This window comes from Agromyces sp. GL_144 (genome assembly GCF_057834305.1).
This window is the reverse complement of record NZ_CM174399.1, coordinates 2,429,209-2,446,079: the sequence shown is the minus strand read 5'-3', so window position 1 is coordinate 2,446,079 and position 16,871 is coordinate 2,429,209. Positions and strand designations below refer to the sequence as shown.

The 16,871-nt window shown below is 71.3% G+C and carries 19 protein-coding genes; 8 read left to right on the top strand and 11 right to left on the bottom strand.

What is annotated here, in order from left to right; genetic code table 11:
* Positions 1–50: 50 nt before the first annotated feature.
* From AC3IPY_RS11135 to idi, 9 genes are read right to left on the bottom strand one after another with little or no spacing between them, the layout of a single operon-like run.
* Positions 51–344, bottom strand: a complete 294-nt coding sequence (locus tag AC3IPY_RS11135; RefSeq protein ID WP_489184361.1) for a GNAT family N-acetyltransferase — start codon at positions 342–344, stop codon at positions 51–53.
* A 53-nt stretch (positions 345–397) separates the two neighbouring features.
* Positions 398–781 carry an RNA-binding S4 domain-containing protein gene (locus tag AC3IPY_RS11130; protein WP_489184360.1) on the bottom strand — a complete coding sequence of 128 codons (384 nt, stop codon included), beginning with the start codon at positions 779–781 and terminating at the stop codon, positions 398–400.
* Between the two features lie 9 nt (positions 782–790).
* Complete coding sequence (locus AC3IPY_RS11125) at positions 791–1,693, bottom strand: prenyltransferase (RefSeq protein WP_489184359.1); 903 nt, start codon at positions 1,691–1,693, stop codon at positions 791–793.
* Positions 1,690–2,046 (bottom strand): lycopene cyclase domain-containing protein, encoded by a 357-nt coding sequence (locus tag AC3IPY_RS11120; protein WP_489184358.1) that lies wholly within the window; start codon positions 2,044–2,046, stop codon positions 1,690–1,692. The genes AC3IPY_RS11125 and AC3IPY_RS11120 overlap by 4 nt, the downstream gene beginning before the upstream one ends.
* On the bottom strand, positions 2,043–2,420 hold the full coding sequence (locus AC3IPY_RS11115; protein WP_489184357.1) for a lycopene cyclase domain-containing protein: 378 nt from the start codon (positions 2,418–2,420) through the stop codon (positions 2,043–2,045). The genes AC3IPY_RS11120 and AC3IPY_RS11115 overlap by 4 nt, the downstream gene beginning before the upstream one ends.
* Positions 2,417–4,072, bottom strand: coding sequence for a phytoene desaturase family protein (crtI, locus tag AC3IPY_RS11110; RefSeq protein WP_489184356.1), 1,656 nt, complete (start codon positions 4,070–4,072; stop codon positions 2,417–2,419). The genes AC3IPY_RS11115 and crtI overlap by 4 nt, the downstream gene beginning before the upstream one ends.
* Positions 4,069–4,962 (bottom strand): phytoene/squalene synthase family protein, encoded by an 894-nt coding sequence (locus AC3IPY_RS11105; RefSeq protein WP_489184355.1) that lies wholly within the window; start codon positions 4,960–4,962, stop codon positions 4,069–4,071. The genes crtI and AC3IPY_RS11105 overlap by 4 nt, the downstream gene beginning before the upstream one ends.
* Entirely contained in the window at positions 4,959–6,005 is a 1,047-nt protein-coding gene (locus AC3IPY_RS11100; protein WP_489184354.1) for a polyprenyl synthetase family protein, read from the bottom strand. The genes AC3IPY_RS11105 and AC3IPY_RS11100 overlap by 4 nt, the downstream gene beginning before the upstream one ends.
* Positions 5,998–6,549: an isopentenyl-diphosphate Delta-isomerase gene (idi, locus tag AC3IPY_RS11095; protein WP_489184353.1), complete on the bottom strand. Its 552-nt coding sequence runs from the start codon at positions 6,547–6,549 to the stop codon at positions 5,998–6,000. Before idi ends, AC3IPY_RS11100 begins: the two co-directional genes overlap by 8 nt.
* Positions 6,550–6,604: 55 nt before the next feature.
* On the opposite strand from idi, the gene AC3IPY_RS11090 reads away from it, so the two are divergent.
* Together AC3IPY_RS11090 and AC3IPY_RS11085 are read left to right on the top strand one after the other, a co-directional pair.
* Entirely contained in the window at positions 6,605–7,111 is a 507-nt protein-coding gene (locus tag AC3IPY_RS11090; RefSeq protein ID WP_489184352.1) for a MarR family winged helix-turn-helix transcriptional regulator, read from the top strand.
* Between the two features lie 34 nt (positions 7,112–7,145).
* Positions 7,146–7,595: an NUDIX hydrolase gene (locus AC3IPY_RS11085; RefSeq protein ID WP_489184351.1), complete on the top strand. Its 450-nt coding sequence runs from the start codon at positions 7,146–7,148 to the stop codon at positions 7,593–7,595.
* Positions 7,596–7,604: 9 nt separating this feature from the next.
* On the opposite strand, the gene AC3IPY_RS11080 is transcribed toward AC3IPY_RS11085, so the two are convergent.
* Positions 7,605–8,441, bottom strand: coding sequence for a DUF1295 domain-containing protein (locus tag AC3IPY_RS11080; protein WP_489184350.1), 837 nt, complete (start codon positions 8,439–8,441; stop codon positions 7,605–7,607).
* A 32-nt stretch (positions 8,442–8,473) separates the two neighbouring features.
* Here AC3IPY_RS11080 and AC3IPY_RS11075 point away from each other — a divergent pair, with 32 nt between their 5' ends.
* The 4 genes from AC3IPY_RS11075 to AC3IPY_RS11060 all read left to right on the top strand — a co-directional run bounded on the left by AC3IPY_RS11075 (position 8,474) and on the right by AC3IPY_RS11060 (position 10,976).
* Complete coding sequence (locus tag AC3IPY_RS11075) at positions 8,474–9,097, top strand: CDP-alcohol phosphatidyltransferase family protein (RefSeq protein ID WP_489184349.1); 624 nt, start codon at positions 8,474–8,476, stop codon at positions 9,095–9,097.
* 16 nt (positions 9,098–9,113) lie between these two features.
* Complete coding sequence (locus tag AC3IPY_RS11070) at positions 9,114–9,608, top strand: FHA domain-containing protein (RefSeq protein ID WP_489184348.1); 495 nt, start codon at positions 9,114–9,116, stop codon at positions 9,606–9,608.
* Complete coding sequence (gene ftsR / locus AC3IPY_RS11065; RefSeq protein ID WP_489184347.1) at positions 9,608–10,297, top strand: transcriptional regulator FtsR; 690 nt, start codon at positions 9,608–9,610, stop codon at positions 10,295–10,297. Before AC3IPY_RS11070 ends, ftsR begins: the two co-directional genes overlap by 1 nt.
* Positions 10,298–10,421: 124 nt before the next feature.
* A complete protein-coding gene (locus AC3IPY_RS11060) occupies positions 10,422–10,976 on the top strand; it encodes a MerR family transcriptional regulator (protein WP_489184346.1) in 555 nt (184 codons plus the stop codon).
* 152 nt (positions 10,977–11,128) lie between these two features.
* Here AC3IPY_RS11060 and AC3IPY_RS11055 read toward each other — a convergent pair whose 3' ends face one another.
* On the bottom strand, positions 11,129–11,962 hold the full coding sequence (locus tag AC3IPY_RS11055; protein ID WP_489184345.1) for a ParA family protein: 834 nt from the start codon (positions 11,960–11,962) through the stop codon (positions 11,129–11,131).
* A gap of 76 nt (positions 11,963–12,038) precedes the next feature.
* Between AC3IPY_RS11055 and AC3IPY_RS11050 the strand changes: the two genes are divergently transcribed.
* Complete coding sequence (locus AC3IPY_RS11050; RefSeq protein ID WP_489184344.1) at positions 12,039–15,443, top strand: pyruvate carboxylase; 3,405 nt, start codon at positions 12,039–12,041, stop codon at positions 15,441–15,443.
* Between the two features lie 56 nt (positions 15,444–15,499).
* Complete coding sequence (locus AC3IPY_RS11045; RefSeq protein WP_489184343.1) at positions 15,500–16,870, top strand: MinD/ParA family ATP-binding protein; 1,371 nt, start codon at positions 15,500–15,502, stop codon at positions 16,868–16,870.
* The last annotated feature ends 1 nt before the right edge of the window (position 16,871 follow it).

The window sequence follows — 16,871 nt, the reverse complement described above, 5'->3', positions numbered from 1 at the left end:
GGACCTGAATCGGACTCGCGGGCTCGTCCTGCTCCGCCAGTCGCCGCCGCTCAGGCCGTGCGCGGGCGGAGCAGTGCTGCGCGTTCGGGATGCCGGTCGAACCACTCGGCCACGTACCAGCAGCTCGGCACGACATGCCGTGACGAATTCGCCTCGACATCGTCGACGGCGAACGCCACGAGCTCGCCCGCGTACCCGGATCCGCGATACGGCGGGTTCGTGAAGGCCCGGGTCATGGCGACGGCGTCGCCGAGCACGCGGTAGTCGAGCACGCTCGCGATCTCGTCGTTCAACCGCAGCACGTAGCGGTCGGCATCCGGTTCGTGGGTGAACGATCTCTCCATGGCCTCAGGCTACGCCGTCGTCCCATCGGCCGTCGCGGTGTCGACTCGCGGCGTCAGCCGTCGCGCCCGCGCAGGCGCTCCAGGTCTCGCCGCTCGCGCTTCGTCGGCCGGCCGGCACCACGGTCTCGCACCGGCACGACTGGCACGCTCTCGCGGGGCGGCGGCGGGGGAGTGCGGTCCTCGACCGCGGTCGCGGCGACGGTGGCCGACACGCGCTTCACGAGCGTCAGCCGCACCATGAGGTGACGGTCGAAGCCCTCGACGCGCACGCGCACCTCGTCGCCCGGGCGCACGGTCTGGGCGGCCTTCGCCCGCTCGCCGTTGACGCGCACATGTCCGGCACGGCATGCGGCCGTCGCGGCCGAACGCGTCTTGAACTGCCGCACGGCCCACAGCCACGCGTCGATGCGCACGGGGGAGTCTCCTGGCGCGGGCATGCGCTCAGCCTACGCGCGCACGGCCGCCCACCAGATGAGCAGCATCGTCACGAGGAATCCGACCGCGTAGTTCAGCGCGATGAAGTGCCGCCATCCGCGATTCGCCTCGCCGGAACGCGCGTCGGAGATCGATCGGTACGGCCAGGCCGCGACGAGGTAGGGCAGCACGAGCAGCGCGCCGAGTGGCCCCGGCCACGCGGTCGCGAGCATGAGCATCCCCGCTGCAGCCCAGAGACCGAGCGCGACGCGCACGGTCGCGCGGGCGCCGAACGCCGTGGCGATCGAGTCGATGCCGGCCTCGCGGTCGGGCACGACGTCCTGCACGGCGCCGAAGGCGTGGCTGGCCATGCCCCAGCAGAAGAAGGCGACGAGCAGGGCGCCGAGCTGCGGCGTCATGACCGCCCCGGCCACGGCGAGCCCGTAGAGGGCGGGGCTCACGAAGTGGAAGCTCGAGGTCGCCGAGTCGAGCACGGGCCGCTCCTTGAAGCGCAGCCCGGGCACGGAGTACGCGAACACCGCGAACAGGCTCGCCGCGAGCACGACCCACGAGAGCGGATGCCGCGTGCCGGCCGACCACACGAGCACGACGAGGCACGGGGTCGCCGTGAGAACCCCCGCCCAGACGACGGCCCGGTGCAGCGACGGATCCAGCACGGCGCCCTCGGCCCCGCCCTTACGCGGATTGCGCAGGTCGGACTCGTAGTCGAAGACGTCGTTCACGCCGTACATGAGCAGGTTGTACGGGATCAGGAAGAACAGCGTGCCGATCACGAAGGTCAGGCCGACCGTTCCCGTCGTCAACAGGTACGCGGCCGCGAACGGGAACGCGGTGTTGATCCAGCTGACCGGCCGGCTCGAGAGCAGGACCCTGCCGAGGCGCGTGGCCGGGGCGGTGCGGGCCGGGCCGGTCATCGGGTCGGCTCCCCGACGGTCGGGGTGCCCGTCTCGACGCCCGTCTCGATGCGTCGCCTCGCGAGCGAGAAGACCGCCGGTACGAGCAGCACCGTCGCGAGCGGGTAGGCGAAGTCCTCGACGGGGGCGAGCCACACCGTCGTGCCGAGCCTCGTGCCGTCGGCATAGCCGAAGAGCCCGGCGGCGATCATCACCGAGTCGAACACCGCCGTGAGCGCCACGAGCAGCACGGCGGCGATGCCGAGCGCGGACCACCGGCGACGGCGGGCGGCCCGCGGCATCCGCCCCGTCGCGACGACCGCGACGAGGGCCGACACCGCGAGGAACGGCAGGCAGATGAGCAGGTAGGTCATGAGCGCACCCCCGAATCGGATGCCGCGACGACGGCTGCCCCGCCCCCGTCCGCCCGCGCACGGCGTTCGAGCAGCCGCTCGACGCCGAGCACCGAGACGAGCGCGAGTTGGCAGAGGAAGAGGAGGAAGACGGGTTCCTCGATCGGCAGCTCGGGCGCGAGCAGCAGCCCGGTCGCGAACGCCGATTCCCCGCGGAAGAACACGCCGAAGCCGATGCCGGCGAGGTCCCACGCCAGGAGCAGCGCGGTGCCGCAGGCGACGGCGATCGTCGAGGCCAGCGGCGCGCGCCGGAACGCGAGTCGCCAGCGCACGTCGATCGCCGCGATCGCCGCGATCGAGACGAGCAGCAGGGTGAGGTAGGTGAAGCCGATCACGCGCCCTCCCTCGAGCGGATGCCTCGCACGCGGGCGTCGGCGCGAAGGCCGACCCCGGCCCCGGCGCCCGCCCCGGGATCCGGCGGCCCCGGTTCCGGCAACGGCCCCGACGATCGGTCGCCGCGCACGCGCTTCACGACGTTCTCCGCGCTGATCAGGCACATCGGCAGGCCGATTCCCGGAACGCTCGTGCCACCCGCGTAGAGCAGGCCGCGCACCCGGCGGGATCGGTTCGAGCCGCGCAGGAACGCACTCTGCCGCAGTGTGTGCGCGGGCCCGAGCGCCCCGCCGCGCCACGAGTTCAGCTCGGTCGCGAAGTCGGCCGGACCGACCGTGCGCCGCACGACGACGCGCTCGCCGAGATCCGGGACGCCCGTCGCCACCGCGATGCGGGCGATCGCGCGATCGGCCGTCGCCTCGACGAGCGCATCGCCGCGACCGTCCTCGCCGCCGCGGCCGATGCCGACGTCGGCCGGCACGGGCACGAGCACGAACAGGTTCGTGTCGCCGGGCGGTGCGACCGAGGCATCCGTCGCGCTGGGCCGGCAGACGTAGAACGATGCGGGGTCGGGAATGGACGGTTCCGCACCGAAGATGCGGCCGAAGTTCTCGCGCCAGTCCTCGGTGAAGAAGAGCGTGTGATGCGCGAGCCCCGGCACCTCGCCGCGCACGCCGAGCATCGCCAGCACGGCGCCGGGCCCCGACGTGCGGCGGCGCCACCACGACTCGGGGTGGGTGCGCGCATGCGGGGGCAGCAGGGCGGTCTCGGTGTGATGCAGGTCGGCGGCGGAGACCACGCGGTGCGCGGGCACGCGGTGCACGGCGCCTCCCGCGTCGTGGAAGCGCACGCCCGTGACCGCCGGCTCCGCATCGTCGGTGAGTTCGATCGCGTCCACCCGCGCCCCGGTCACGAGATCGACACCGGCCTCGGCGGCGATCGCGGCGATGGCGTCGATCACGGCCGCGAAGCCGCCCTGGGGGTAGAACACGCCCTGCTCGAGGTCGAGGTGGCTCATGAGGTGGTACATCGCGGGGGTCGCCGACGGCGACGACCCGAGGAACACGGCGGGGTACCCGAGCACCTGGCGGAGGCGGCGATCCTGCACCGAGTGCGCCGCGAAGCGCTCGAGCGAGGTCGTCAGGAGGTGCGCGAGCCGTCCCGTACCGCGCAGCACCTCGGGAGCGAGCAGGCCGCGAACGCCGTCGAAGTTCGTGTACAGGAACCTCCGCATGGCGATGTCGTACGTCGACGACGCCGAATCCAGGTAGCGTCCCAGCGCCGCGCCGGCACCCGGCTCGATCGACTCGAACAGCTCGACGTTCTCGCGCCGCGAGCCCCGCAGGTCGATCGCGTCGTCGTACCCGTCGGCGTAGACCCGGTAGCCGGGGTCGAGCCGCGTGAGGTCGAGCTGCTCGGCGGCGCTCGTGCCGAAGAGCCGGAAGAAGTGCTCGAAGGCCTCGGGCATCAGGTACCACGACGGCCCGGTGTCGAACCGGAACCCGTCGCGCGACCACGACCCCGCCCGCCCGCCGAGCTCGTCCCGTGCCTCGAGCAGCGTCACGCGATGCCCGTCGCGGGCCAGCAGGGCGGATGCCGCGAGCCCGGCGATGCCGCCGCCGATGACCACGATCCGTTCCGAACCGTCGATCATCGCGCACGACCCCTCGTGACGGGCATGGAGCCGGCCACCGACCGCAGGACGATCACGAGCTTGACGGTGTCGGGAACCCGGATGCGGGTCGTCATGAGCCGAGCGGCCGGGGTGTCCCTGCAGCGCAGCGAGAGCTCGGCGAACAGGCCGTGCGCCGTCTGCACGGCGACCCGCGCGCGCCGCGGCAGCTCGGGCATCGACGCGGCCGCGAGATCGAGGTCGTGATCGATGTCGTCGAGGATGCGTGCCTTGTCGGCCTCGGTGAAGCCCTCGGGGTCGCACCACGGGAAGTAGTTCCGGCCGAGCGTTCGCCAGTCCGTGTCGAGGTCGCGCAGGAAGTTGATCTTCTGGAACGCGGCACCGAGGTGCACCGCACCGGCCTCCAGTCGCCTCCGTCGGGCGGGATCGCGGGGCTCGGCCGCCAGGAAGACCGCGAGGCACATGAGCCCGACGACCTCGGCCGAGCCGTGGATGTACGCGGCGACCTCCCCCTCGCGGATCGGCGAGGGGTCCAGGTCGCGGCGCATCGATGCGAAGAACGGGCGGGTGAGCGTCAGGTCGATGCCCGAGGCCCGCGCAACGCGCGCGAATGCGTGCACGACGAGGTTCGTCGAGTACCCGCAGAGCATGGCCGCCTCGGTCTCCGACTCGAGCTCGTCGAGCAGGCACCGCTGCTCGGGCGGCGTCAGCCCCGCGGCATCCGCCGTTCCGTCCACGAGTTCGTCGGCGACGCGCACGAGCGCGTAGATCGAGCGGATGCCCCGCCTCGTCGCCGGATCGAGCATGCGGGCCGCGGCGCCGAACGACGTCGAGTAGCGGCCGATGACCGTCGCGGCGCTCGCGACCGCGGTCTCGTCGTAGCGTTCGAGCAGGCTCGGTCCGGCCCTCATCGCGCACGCTCCACGGCGCGCCGCGCGATCGCCCCGAGCCCGCCCGCGAGGTCGCCGGGCAGGTCGGCCGCCTCGAGCTCGTACATGGCGAGCGTGACCTGCTCTTCAGCGAGCCGAACCGCGGCGTCGAGGGCGCCGCAGTCGCGGAGGGCCGAGCGCATGCGCTCGGCGTCGGCCTCCTCGAGCGACGGGTCGCCGAGGCCCGCCGCGATCAGGGGCCACTCGGCGGTCGTCGCCGCATGTGCGATGAGCGCGGTGCGCTTGCCCTCCCGGAGATCGGAGGAGGCGGACTTGCCGGTGACGGCCGGGTCGCCGAAGACGCCGAGCACGTCGTCGGTGATCTGGAAGGCCACGCCGACGAACCGCCCGAATCGTTCGAGGGCCGCGATCGCCGCGGGTGGCGCATCGGCGAGCACCGCACCGGCGGCGAGCGGGCACTCGAACGAGTACACCGCGGTCTTCTGCTCGAGCGTCGCGAGCACGCGCGACATGCTCGTCGGCCCGACCCCGCCCGCGTTGACGACGTCGGCGAGCTCGCCGGCGGCCGACACGAACACCGCTCGGTCGAGGATGTCGAGCAGCCGTGCCCGACGCTGCGCGTCGACGGGCAGCAGTGCGATCTCGCGGTGGGCGCGACTGAGCGCGAGGTCGCCGGCGAGCACCGCCGCCGTCTCGCCCCAGATGCCGCTCATGCGTTCGTCGGCGCCGTGCCGGATGGCGCGTGCGGCGAAGTCCGCGGCGATGTTCGGGTCGCCGCGACGAACGGTGTCGCGGTCGATGACGTCGTCGTGGATCAGGAAGGCCGTGTGCAGCAGCTCGAAGGCGACGGCCACCCGCGTCGCCAGTGCGTCGTCATCGCCGCCGAAGCCGGTGTAGGCCAGGCGCACGAGCTGCGGTCGGATGCGCTTGCCGCCCGAGCTCTGATCGGCGAGCGAGCGCCAGAGCGCCGCGTAGTGGGGGTCGAGGTCGCCGGCACGTCTGCCGGCGTCGGCGAAGATCGCGCCGAGTTCGACCTCGATGGCCGCGTCGATGACGTCAGGCACGGTAGAGCTCCAGCTGGTCGGCCTGGAGCGCGAGCCAGGGGCTGAACGCCCATGGGGCGGCGTCGATGGCACGGCGGAGCTCGTCGGGGCGCACCCAGACGTGGTCGACGACCTCGCGCGGGTTCGGCTCGGGCTCGCCGGAGGCGGTCGCGAGGTAGACCGGGCAGATCTCGTTCTCGACCGTGCCGTCGGCGTCGACCGCGCGGTAGCGGAAGGTGGGCAGGGCGAGTTCGATCGAGTCGAGTTCGAGGCCGAGTTCGAACTCCGCCCGCCGCCGCACGGCCGCGAGCAGCGGTTCCGACGGGCGAGGATGCCCGCAGAACGAGTTGGTCCACACGCCCGCCCATGCCTGCTTGGTCAGGGCCCGCCGGGTGACGAGCACCTCGCCCGCCGCGTTCAGCACGTGGCAGGAGAAGGCGAGGTGCAGGGCGGTGTCGGGGCCGTGGGCGGCGCTCTTCGCCACCCGGCCGATCGGCTCGCCCGCCTCGTCGAGGAGGACGACGTCATCGTCGACGAATTCCCTGAGATCGATCGTGTCGGTCATGCTCACTCCCAGATATCGCTAACTTGGTTAGTGACATGAACGCTAGCATTGGCGCGTGCCCACCGGAACCACCGAAAGTTCGAACGCCGATCGCTACTGGTTCGCGACGGCGGATGCCTCGACCGTGGCGGTCCTCGAGGCGGTGCGCCGCCATCGCGCGGCCGAAGCCGAGATGCGCCGGCGCCTCCGGATCGACATGGACATGGGCGACACCGACGTCGCCGCCCTGCGCTGGATCATCGGCGAGGAGCGGTCGGGGCGGTCGGCCACGAGCGCGGGCCTCGCCCGAGAGCTCGGCATCACGACCGCGGCGACCGTCAAGCTCGTCGCGCGCCTCGTGGGCAGCGGCGACCTCACGCGGATCCCGCACCCCACCGACCGCCGGATCCTGCTCCTGCAGACGCTCCCGGGAGCGCATGACCGCATCAGGCGGACGCTCGGCCGCATGCACGAACGGCTGCAGCGCGTCGCCGACTCCTACGACGAGGCCCAGCAGGCCGTGATCATCCGATTCCTCGACGACCTCGCCGATGCGGTCGCCCCGCCCGAAGACGCTCCGTGACGACCCGCCGGGGCGCGTACGTCATGCTGGAGGCATGAGCGGAACGAGCGGCGACGGCTGGGTCGAAGGGCCCGACGGTGCACGGTACTGGGGGCGATTCGGTGCGGCCGGGCTCCTCGTCGTGAGCCCCCAGGGCGAGGTCCTGCTGCAGCACCGGGCGGTCTGGAGCCACTTCGGCGGCACCTGGGGCATGCCGGGCGGCGCGCGCCACGAAGGCGAGACCCCGCTCGAGGCGGCCGTACGCGAAGCCGGCGAGGAGGCCGGGGTCCCGCCCGACACGCTCGCAGTGCGCTACACGAGCGTGCTCGACCTCGGCTACTGGTCGTACACGACGGTCGTCGCCGACGCCGATCGCCGGTTCGAGCCCGTCGTGAGCGACCCGGAATCGATCGCGCTGGCGTGGGTGCCCGTCGACGAGGTCGAGGCGCTGCCGCTGCATCCGCGGTTCGCCGAGGCCTGGCCCGCGCTCCGCGAGCGTCTCTGAACCGAAGGCTCAGCCGCGTGCGGCGGTCGCCGTCTCGTCGGCGTGCACGGCGTGCGGGAACCACGGCACGATGGGGGAGGTGCGCGCCCGGTACGCGTCGTACTCGGGGTACCTGCCGCGCGAGATCGACTCGGTGAACACGGTCGACCCGATGAACAGCAGCGTGAGCAGCACCGCGCCGGCGATGCTCCACTGCAGCCACACGCCCGTGGCGACCACGGCGAAGCCGTAGAACGCCCACCACTGCGCCTGTTCGAAGAAGAAGTTCGGATGCCGCGACACGGCGAACAGGCCCGTCTGCAGGAACCCCGGGGCCGGTGTGCGGCCTGCGGCCCGCTCGGCCGCCTTCCACTGATGGAATCGCCACTGCTGCTGGTCGGCGACCGTCTCGCCGACCAGGAAGGCGAGGAACACGGCCGCGACGACGAGGTCCCACGCGCCGAGCGCCGGTCGAGCGGACTCGTACACCGTCAGCGCCGGGAGGCAGAACAGCAGGATCAGCGCGTTCTGGTAGATCGAGATGAAGAACAGGTTGAACGCCGCGAACGCCGGTCGAGGCATCCGCTCGCGCAGGATCGCCCAGCGGTAGTCCTCGCCGCCCGGACGATACCCGCCCTTGCGCGCGAAGTTGAACGTCAGGCGGGCGCCCCACGCGGTGACCAGCACGGCCATCAGCACGAGTCGCGCGTCGAATCCGCCCGCGACGGCGAACACCCAGACGTAGGCGACCGGCACGATCGACCAGATGCGATCGACCCACGAGTACTCGTGCGTGATGACCGACATGATCCAGGTTCCGGCGGTCACGAGGGCGAAGAGCACCAGACACACGGCGAGGGGAGTCATGGCGCGATTCTACGGGTCGATAGGATCGAATCGTGGCTGGGCGGAGCGCGGGGGCGGTCGGAACGGAGATCTGGACGATCCCGAACCTCCTCAGCATGCTCCGGCTCGTGCTCGTGCCCTTCTTCCTGTGGGCGGTCATCGACGGCTCGTACGTCGCCGCGCTGGTCATCCTGGTCGCCGCGAGCCTCAGCGACCTGCTCGACGGATACCTCGCGCGGCGCCTGAACCAGATCACGAGGCTGGGGCAGCTCCTCGACCCCGCGGCCGACCGCCTGTACATCTTCGCCGCGCTCGTCGGCCTCGCCGCGAACTCACTCGTGCCCTGGTGGATCGTGGTCGTCATCGTCGCGCGCGACGTCTTCCTGCTCATCCTCGGCGTGGTCCTGGCCAACCACGGCTACGGCCCGCTGCCGGTGCATCAGCTCGGCAAGGTCGCCACGTTCGCCCTGTTCTTCGGGCTGCCCGTCATCATGCTCGGCCTCGCGTTCCCGGCAGTGCAGCCGGTGAGCGCCCCGATCGGCTGGGCCATCACGATCTGGGGCGCCTTCCTCTACTGGTGGGCGGGCATCATCTATGCGATCGAGACGGCACGAGTCATCCGCATTCCACTGGTGTCGGATGAGTCCCGATCGGATACGCTTGAACAGGGAGGCTAGCGTGGCGGATACCGACATGACACAGGCAGGCGGCGCTGAGGGCGACCGCACGACATCGAACGGCGAGTTCGGCGACAGCAACACGGCCGGCACGACGATCGGCTTCAGCCGCGAGGCTGCCGCGCAGCTCTCCCTGGTCGACGCCGACATCACGGCCGAAGAGCAGGAGGCGATCGCGGCGCTGCCGTCCGGGTCGGCGCTGCTCATCGTGCGCCGCGGGCCCAACAGCGGTGCTCGCTTCCTCCTCGACACCGACGTGACGACCGTCGGCCGGCACCCCGACGCCGACATCTTCCTCGACGACGTCACCGTGTCCCGGCGTCACGCCGAGTTCCACCGGCATCGCACCGCGTTCGAGGTGAAAGACCTCTCCTCGCTGAACGGCACCTACTTCGACGGCGTCCGCATCGAGACCGCGCTGCTGAGCGACGGCGCCGAGGTGCAGATCGGCAAGTTCCGGCTCACGTTCTACGCATCGCGTCGCGACCTGGCACCGCTGGCGAGCAGCTAGTGTCGGGCCACGCCGCCCCTGCGCACGCGAGCGGCCAGGCCCCACTGCTCGGCATCGGTCAGGTCCTCGCGCGGCTGCAGCCGGAGTTCCCCGACCTGACCCCGTCGAAGCTCCGATTCCTCGAGGAGCAGCGCCTCGTCTTCCCCGCACGCACCGCGGCGGGGTATCGCAAGTTCTCGACGGCCGACGTCGATCGCATCACGCTCGTGCTGTCGATGCAACGCGACCACTACCTCCCGCTGAAGGTCATCCGCGCGCATCTCGAGGCGATCGACGCAGGCGAGACGCCGGCGCTGCCCGGCGCGACCGACGCGCGCGGATTCCTCGGCGCCCGTCGATTCGCGCGCGACGAGCTCATCGCGGCCGCGCGCGCGCCGCGCGGCCTGCTCGACGAGGCCGTTTCCGCATCGCTCATCTCGCCGGCCGAGCCCTACGACGAAGAGGCGCTCGGCGTGCTCAAGGCGCTCACGACGCTTCGCGAGGTGGGCATCGAACCGCGGCACCTGCGCGGCCTGCGGGCCGCCGCCGAGCGCGACGCGGCCCTCATCGAGCGGGCGCTCGCGCCATCGCGTCGCCCCGACGCCGCCGGCAAGGCGCGCGTCTCCGAACGGGCGGCCGAGCTCGCGTCGCAGCTCGAGACCGTGCGGGCGGAGGCCGTGCGTTCCGCGCTCGCGAGGCTCGCGCACTGAGCATCTGCCGAAGACCCTCGCGACACGCCGTGACGTTCGGCCCGATGTGTTTGGTTCGGCCCTCTCCGCTCGGTAGCGTGGACGATGCCCCGACGGGGTGAGAGGCCGAGAGTGAGGGGATCGCATGAGTGAGCTCGACCGGAGCGAGCGCGACCGCTACGACCTCGGACTCCTCTTCACCGACGGCATGCCCGAACACGACGACGGCACCGGGTATCGCGGCGCGGTCGCCGCACGCGCGGCCGGCATCAGCTACCGTCAGCTCGACTACTGGGCTCGCACGCAGCTCGTCGAGCCCACCGTGCGCGGAGCGGCCGGGTCCGGGTCGCAGCGGCTCTACGGGTTCCGCGACATCCTCGTGCTGAAGCTCGTCAAGCGACTGCTCGACACCGGCATCTCGTTGCAGCAGATCCGCACGGCCGTCACGCAGCTCCGCGAGTCCGGCATCCAGGACCTCGCGCAGACGACGCTCATGAGCGACGGCGCCAGCGTCTACCTCTGCACCTCCGACGACGAGGTCATCGACCTCGTCAATCGCGGCCAGGGCGTCTTCGGCATCGCCGTCGGCAAGGTGCTGCGCGAGGTCGAGAACTCGCTCGTCGAGCTCGACACGCAGCCGGCCGACCCCATGGACGAGCTCGCCGCGCGCCGCGGCGCGAAGTCGCGCCGCATCTCCTAGCGGTCCACGTCCGCACGCACGACCCCGCTGAGGCGGAGCCCGTCATTCGAGGTCGCGCCTCGGTGCGTTCGCGGCATCCGATCGTGGCGACCGATCGTGCGCGGAGCGTCGAGTCCGGGCATCCGAGTGGGATGCGGATCGGCTCGACCGGGTCAGTGCGCGGGCGTCTCGAGTTCGAGCGGGGCGTTGGAGTAGTCGCCGATGCGGGCGGTGCGCAGCACCCGCTCGAGCAACTGGTCGAAGTTCGACGACATCTCTTCTGCACTCTCGCCCGGCCACATGTGCAGCGGCTTCGCCGCGCCCTGCGCCTGCTGGAGCGAGGTGCGCTCGGGCAGCTGCGGAGACAGCACGAGCGGGCCGAACATGTCGCGCAGCTCCTTGATGCGGAACTGGTGCTCGAGGGACTGCACGCGTGCGCGGTTGACGATGATGCCGAGCGGCTGCAGGCGAGGGGAGAGACCCCGGCGGATCTCCTCGATCGCGCGGAGCGCGCGGTCGGCGGCGGCCACCGAGAAGAGGCCGGGTTCGGTCACCACCGCGACGCGGTCGCTCGCGGCCCACGCGGTGCGCGTGAGCGCGTTCAGCGAGGGCGCGCAGTCGATGAGCACGAGCTCGTAGTCGGCCTCGACGTTGGCGAGGGCCTCCTCGAGCTTCCAGATGTCGCGGATCGAGGGATGCGGCCCGTCGAAGTTGATCGCCGACGGGCTGCCGATCATGACGTCGATGGTCGACTGCGGGTTCGAGCGGGCCCAACCGCTCGGCGCGATCGCCGAGCGGACGATCTTCTCCTTGGGGGAGGCGAGCACGTCGGCCACGTTGAGGTGGCCGCCGACCTGGATGTCCATGCCGGTGGAGACGTCGGACTGCGGATCGAGGTCGACGACGAGGGTTCGGACGCCGCGGGCGAACGCCGCCGACGCCAGTCCGAGGGTGACGGTCGTCTTGCCGACACCGCCCTTGAGGGAACTGACGCTGAGTACGTGCACGAACAGATACGCTACCTCTATTGCTTGGGCGAAACCTAAACGTTCGCTGTGCGGAAACCCCCACCGAAAGGCCTGCATGTTCTCGAAGATCCTGGTAGCCAACCGCGGAGAGATCGCCATCAGGGCGTTCCGGGCGGCCGTCGAACTCGGTGCGAAGACCGTTGCGGTGTATCCCTTCGAGGATCGCAATTCGCTGCACCGCCTGAAGGCCGACGAGGCGTACCAGATCGGTGAGCCGGGTCATCCGGTGCGTGCCTATCTCGACGTGTCCGAGATCATCCGCGTCGCGAAGGAGTCCGGCGCCGACGCGATCTACCCGGGCTACGGATTCCTCTCCGAGAACCCCGAACTCGCCCAGGCCTCGGCCGAGGCCGGCATCACCTTCATCGGCCCTCCGACCCGCGTGCTCGAGATGGCCGGCAACAAGGTCACGGCCAAGGAGCACGCCATCGCCGCCGGCGTTCCCGTGCTGAAGTCCACGCCGCCCTCGCGCGACGTCGAGGCGCTCGTCGCCCAGGCCGATGACATCGGATTCCCGATCTTCGCCAAGGCCGTCGCCGGCGGCGGCGGTCGCGGCATGCGCCGTGTGAACACGAAGGACGACCTGCGCGGCTCGCTCGAAGAGGCGATGCGCGAGGCCGACAGCGCATTCGGCGACCCCACCATGTTCCTCGAGCAGGCGGTGCTGCGCCCGCGCCACATCGAGGTGCAGATCCTGGCCGACGCCACGGGCGAGACCGTGCACCTCTTCGAGCGCGACTGCTCGGTGCAGCGTCGTCACCAGAAGGTCATCGAGATCGCCCCGGCGCCGAACCTCTCCGACGAGATCCGCCAGTCGCTCTACCGCGACGCGATCGCGTTCGCCAAGTCCATCGGCTACGTGAACGCCGGCACGGTCGAGTTCCTGCTCGACACCGCGGGCGAGCGAGCGGGCGAACACGTCTTCATCGAGATGAACCCGCGCATCCAGGTCGAGCACACGGTCACCGAAGAGGTCACCGACGTCGACCTCGTGGTCTCGCAGATGCGCATCGCCGCAGGCGAGACGCTCGCCGAGCTCGGGCTCGAGCAGGGCGACATCCGGCTGCGCGGCGCCGCACTGCAGACCCGCATCACGACCGAAGACCCCACCGCGGGCTTCCGCCCCGACACCGGCAAGATCACGACCTACCGCTCGCCGGGCGGCGCGGGCATCCGCCTCGACGGCGGCACCATCAACCCCGGTGCGCAGATCAGCCCGCACTTCGACTCGATGCTCGCGAAGCTCACCTGCCGTGCCCGCGACTACCCGTCGGCCGTCGCCCGCTCGAAGCGCGCCCTGGCCGAGTTCCGCATCCGCGGCGTCTCGACGAACATCTCCTTCCTGCAGGCCGTGCTCGAGGACCCGGCGTTCGTCGCCGGCGATCTCAGCACGTCCTTCATCGACGAGCGCCCTCAGCTCGTGCGCGGGCGCGTGTCGAAGGACCGCGGCACGAAGATCCTGAACTGGCTCGCCGACGTCACCGTGAACCAGCCCAACGGCGCCGCGCCGACGACGGTGAGCCCCACCGAGAAGCTCCCGAAGATCGACCTCGCCGCGGCCGCCCCGGCGGGCTCGCGTCAGCGCCTGCTCGAGGTCGGCCCCGCGGCGTTCGCCGCTGAGCTGCGCGCGCAGACCCCGCTCGCGGTCACCGACACGACCTTCCGCGACGCGCACCAGTCGCTGCTCGCGACGCGCGTGCGCACGAAAGACCTGGTGGCCGTCGCACCGTACGTCGCCCGCATGACGCCGCAGCTGCTCTCGGTCGAGGCCTGGGGCGGTGCGACCTACGACGTCGCGCTCCGCTTCCTCGGTGAAGACCCGTGGGAACGTCTCGCCTCGCTCCGCGCGGCGCTGCCGAACGTCGCGATCCAGATGCTCCTCCGCGGCCGCAACACCGTCGGCTACACGCCGTACCCGACCGAGGTCACCGACGCGTTCGTCCGCGAGGCGGCCGCCACCGGTGTCGACATCTTCCGCATCTTCGACGCGCTCAACGACGTGAACCAGATGCGCCCGGCGATCGACGCCGTGCTCGCGACCGGCACCGCGGTCGCCGAGGTCGCCCTCTGCTACACCGGCGACCTGCTCGACCCGGCCGAAGACCTGTACACGCTCGACTACTACCTGGGCCTCGCCGACGAGATCGTCGCCGCGGGCGCGCACATCCTCGCGATCAAGGACATGGCCGGGCTCCTCCGGCCGGCCGCCGCCGAGAAGCTCGTCGCGGCCCTCCGCGAGCGGTTCGACGTGCCGGTGCACCTGCACACGCACGACACCGCCGGTGGCCAGCTCGCCACGCTGCTCGCGGCGAGCCGCGCCGGCGTCGACGCCGTCGACGTCGCGAGCGCGCCCATGGCGGGCACCACGAGCCAGCCGTCGGCGTCCTCGCTCGTCGCGGCGCTCGCGCACACCGAGCGCGACACGGGCATCTCGCTGCAGTCGGTCGCCGACCTCGAGCCCTACTGGGAGGCCGTGCGCCGCATCTACAAGCCGTTCGAGTCGGGCCTGCCGGGCCCGACCGGACGCGTCTACCACCACGAGATCCCCGGCGGTCAGCTCTCGAACCTGCGTCAGCAGGCCATCGCGCTCGGACTCGCCGACGATTTCGAACTCATCGAGGACATGTACGCCGCGGCGAACGACATCCTCGGGCGCGTGCCCAAGGTCACGCCCTCGTCCAAGGTGGTCGGCGACCTCGCGCTGCACCTGGCGGCCGTCAAGGCCGACCCGGCCGACTTCGCCGCCAACCCCGAGAAGTACGACGTGCCCGATTCGGTCGTCGGCTTCATGGCCGGCGAGCTGGGCGACCTCCCGGGCGGCTGGCCCGAGCCCTTCCGCACGAAAGTCCTCGCGGGCCGCGACGTGCGCATCGGCGTCACCGAGCTCACGTCCGAGCAGCGCGCCGCCCTCGAGGGCGAGGGCATCGAGCGTCGCGCGATGCTGAACAACCTGCTGTTCCCGGCGCCGACGCGCCAGTTCGAGCAGATCAGGGAGCTGTTCGGCGACCTCTCGGCGGTCGACACCCTCGACTACCTCTACGGCCTGCGGCAGGGCTCCGAGCATGTCGTCGAGATCGACCGCGGCGTGCGCCTGTACGCCGGACTCGAGGCCATCGGCGAGGCCGACGACAAGGGCATGCGCACCGTCATGACCATCCTCAACGGCCAGTTGCGTCCCGTCTTCGTGCGCGACCGCAGCATCGAGGTCGACTCGCGAACGGCCGAGAAGGCGGATGCCTCGCAGCCGGGTCATGTCGCCGCCCCGTTCTCCGGCGTGGTCACGCTGCAGGTCGAGCCGGGTGCCGAGATCGCCGTCGGCCAGAGCGTGGCGAGCATCGAGGCCATGAAGATGGAGGCCGCGATCACCTCGCCCGTCGCCGGAGCCATCGAGCGCGTCGCGATCCCGAAGACCCAGCAGGTGGAGGCCGGCGACCTCCTCGTGGTGGTCCGTCCACTGTAGGCTGGGCGTGGGTTCGCGGCGACGCGCGCTCGTGTTCGCACTGAGGAGGGGATTCGGTGGCTGACAATTCCGGAGAAGACCGCACGGGGGTTCGGCGTTCGGGGCGCACGACGGCGACGGAGACATCCGACGCACGAGGCGCGCATACCGCGGGCGCGATTCCCGACAGCCTGAACATCCACGTCGACCTTCCGCCGGCCCCACGGCCGGTCATGCCCGACGACGAGGTCGCCGTCGCGATCGACGACGTGGCCGTCGACCCCGGCGGGCTCGCGGGCGGGCCCACGACGACCTCGGTCGACGTGATGACCCCGGCCCTGGCCGGCGCCTACCGCGGGGGAGCGCACGCCGATGCATCGCCCTACGGGGCACTGCTCGCCGCCGATGCGTCCAAGACCCGTCGGGAGCGCGTGAGCACCGACACGGGCAGTCACGTGGCGATCGTCGACGTCCCGTCCGATGCCGGCCCGGCCGAGGTCCCCGAGACCTCCGAGTCGCTCACGGCCGATCGGCTGATCGACCTGAACCGCACGACGCGACCGGCGCCGCACGGCGGCTTCAACCGTTTCGTCTACGAGGCGTCGCTGCATCTCGTGAACCTCGGCGATTCGGCGAAGGCCCGTGCCTACAAAGAGCTCAGCGCCCGCATCCAACGTCGCTTCGACGGCGGAGCGCGGTTCGTCCCGGTGCTCACCCGCAAGGGCGGGGTCGGCAAGACGACGATCACGACCCTGCTCGGCATGGCCATGGCCGACGCGCGCGACGACCGCATCATCGCGATCGACGCCAATCCCGACCGCGGCACCCTGGCCGAACGCGTCGACCGGCAGACGCGCGAGACGGTCCGCGACGTCGTCACGAAGGCGCCGTCCATCGGCGGCTACACCGACTTCTCGGCCTTCGTCTCCCGAGACGAGACCCGCCTCGACATCCTCGCCTCCGACACCGACCCGACGCTCTCCGAGGCGTTCGACGACGACGACTACAACGTCGTGGCCGGACTCGCGGCCCGCTACTACTCGATCGTACTCACCGACTGCGGAACGGGCATCGTCCACTCCGTCATGCGTGCGACGCTGCAGCGCGCCGATTCGATCGTGATCGTCTCGGGCGGCAGCGTCGACGAGGCGCGGCTCGCCTCCGAGACGCTCACGTGGCTCGAGGCGAACGGCTTCGGCGACCTGGTGCGCAACGCCGTCGTCGCGATCAACCTCGCGACCCAGGGCACGCACCTCGTCAAGGTCGACGAGATCGAAGCCCATTTCCAGTCCAGGGTGCGCGAGATCGTGCGCATCCCCTACGACCCCCAACTGGCCGCCGGTTCCGTGGTGCACTGGGACGAACTGCGTCCCATCACGCGCCACGCCGCACGCGAGCTCGCCGCGCTCGTCGTGGAGGGGCTGCCGGTCGACCGCGGCGGCCATTGAA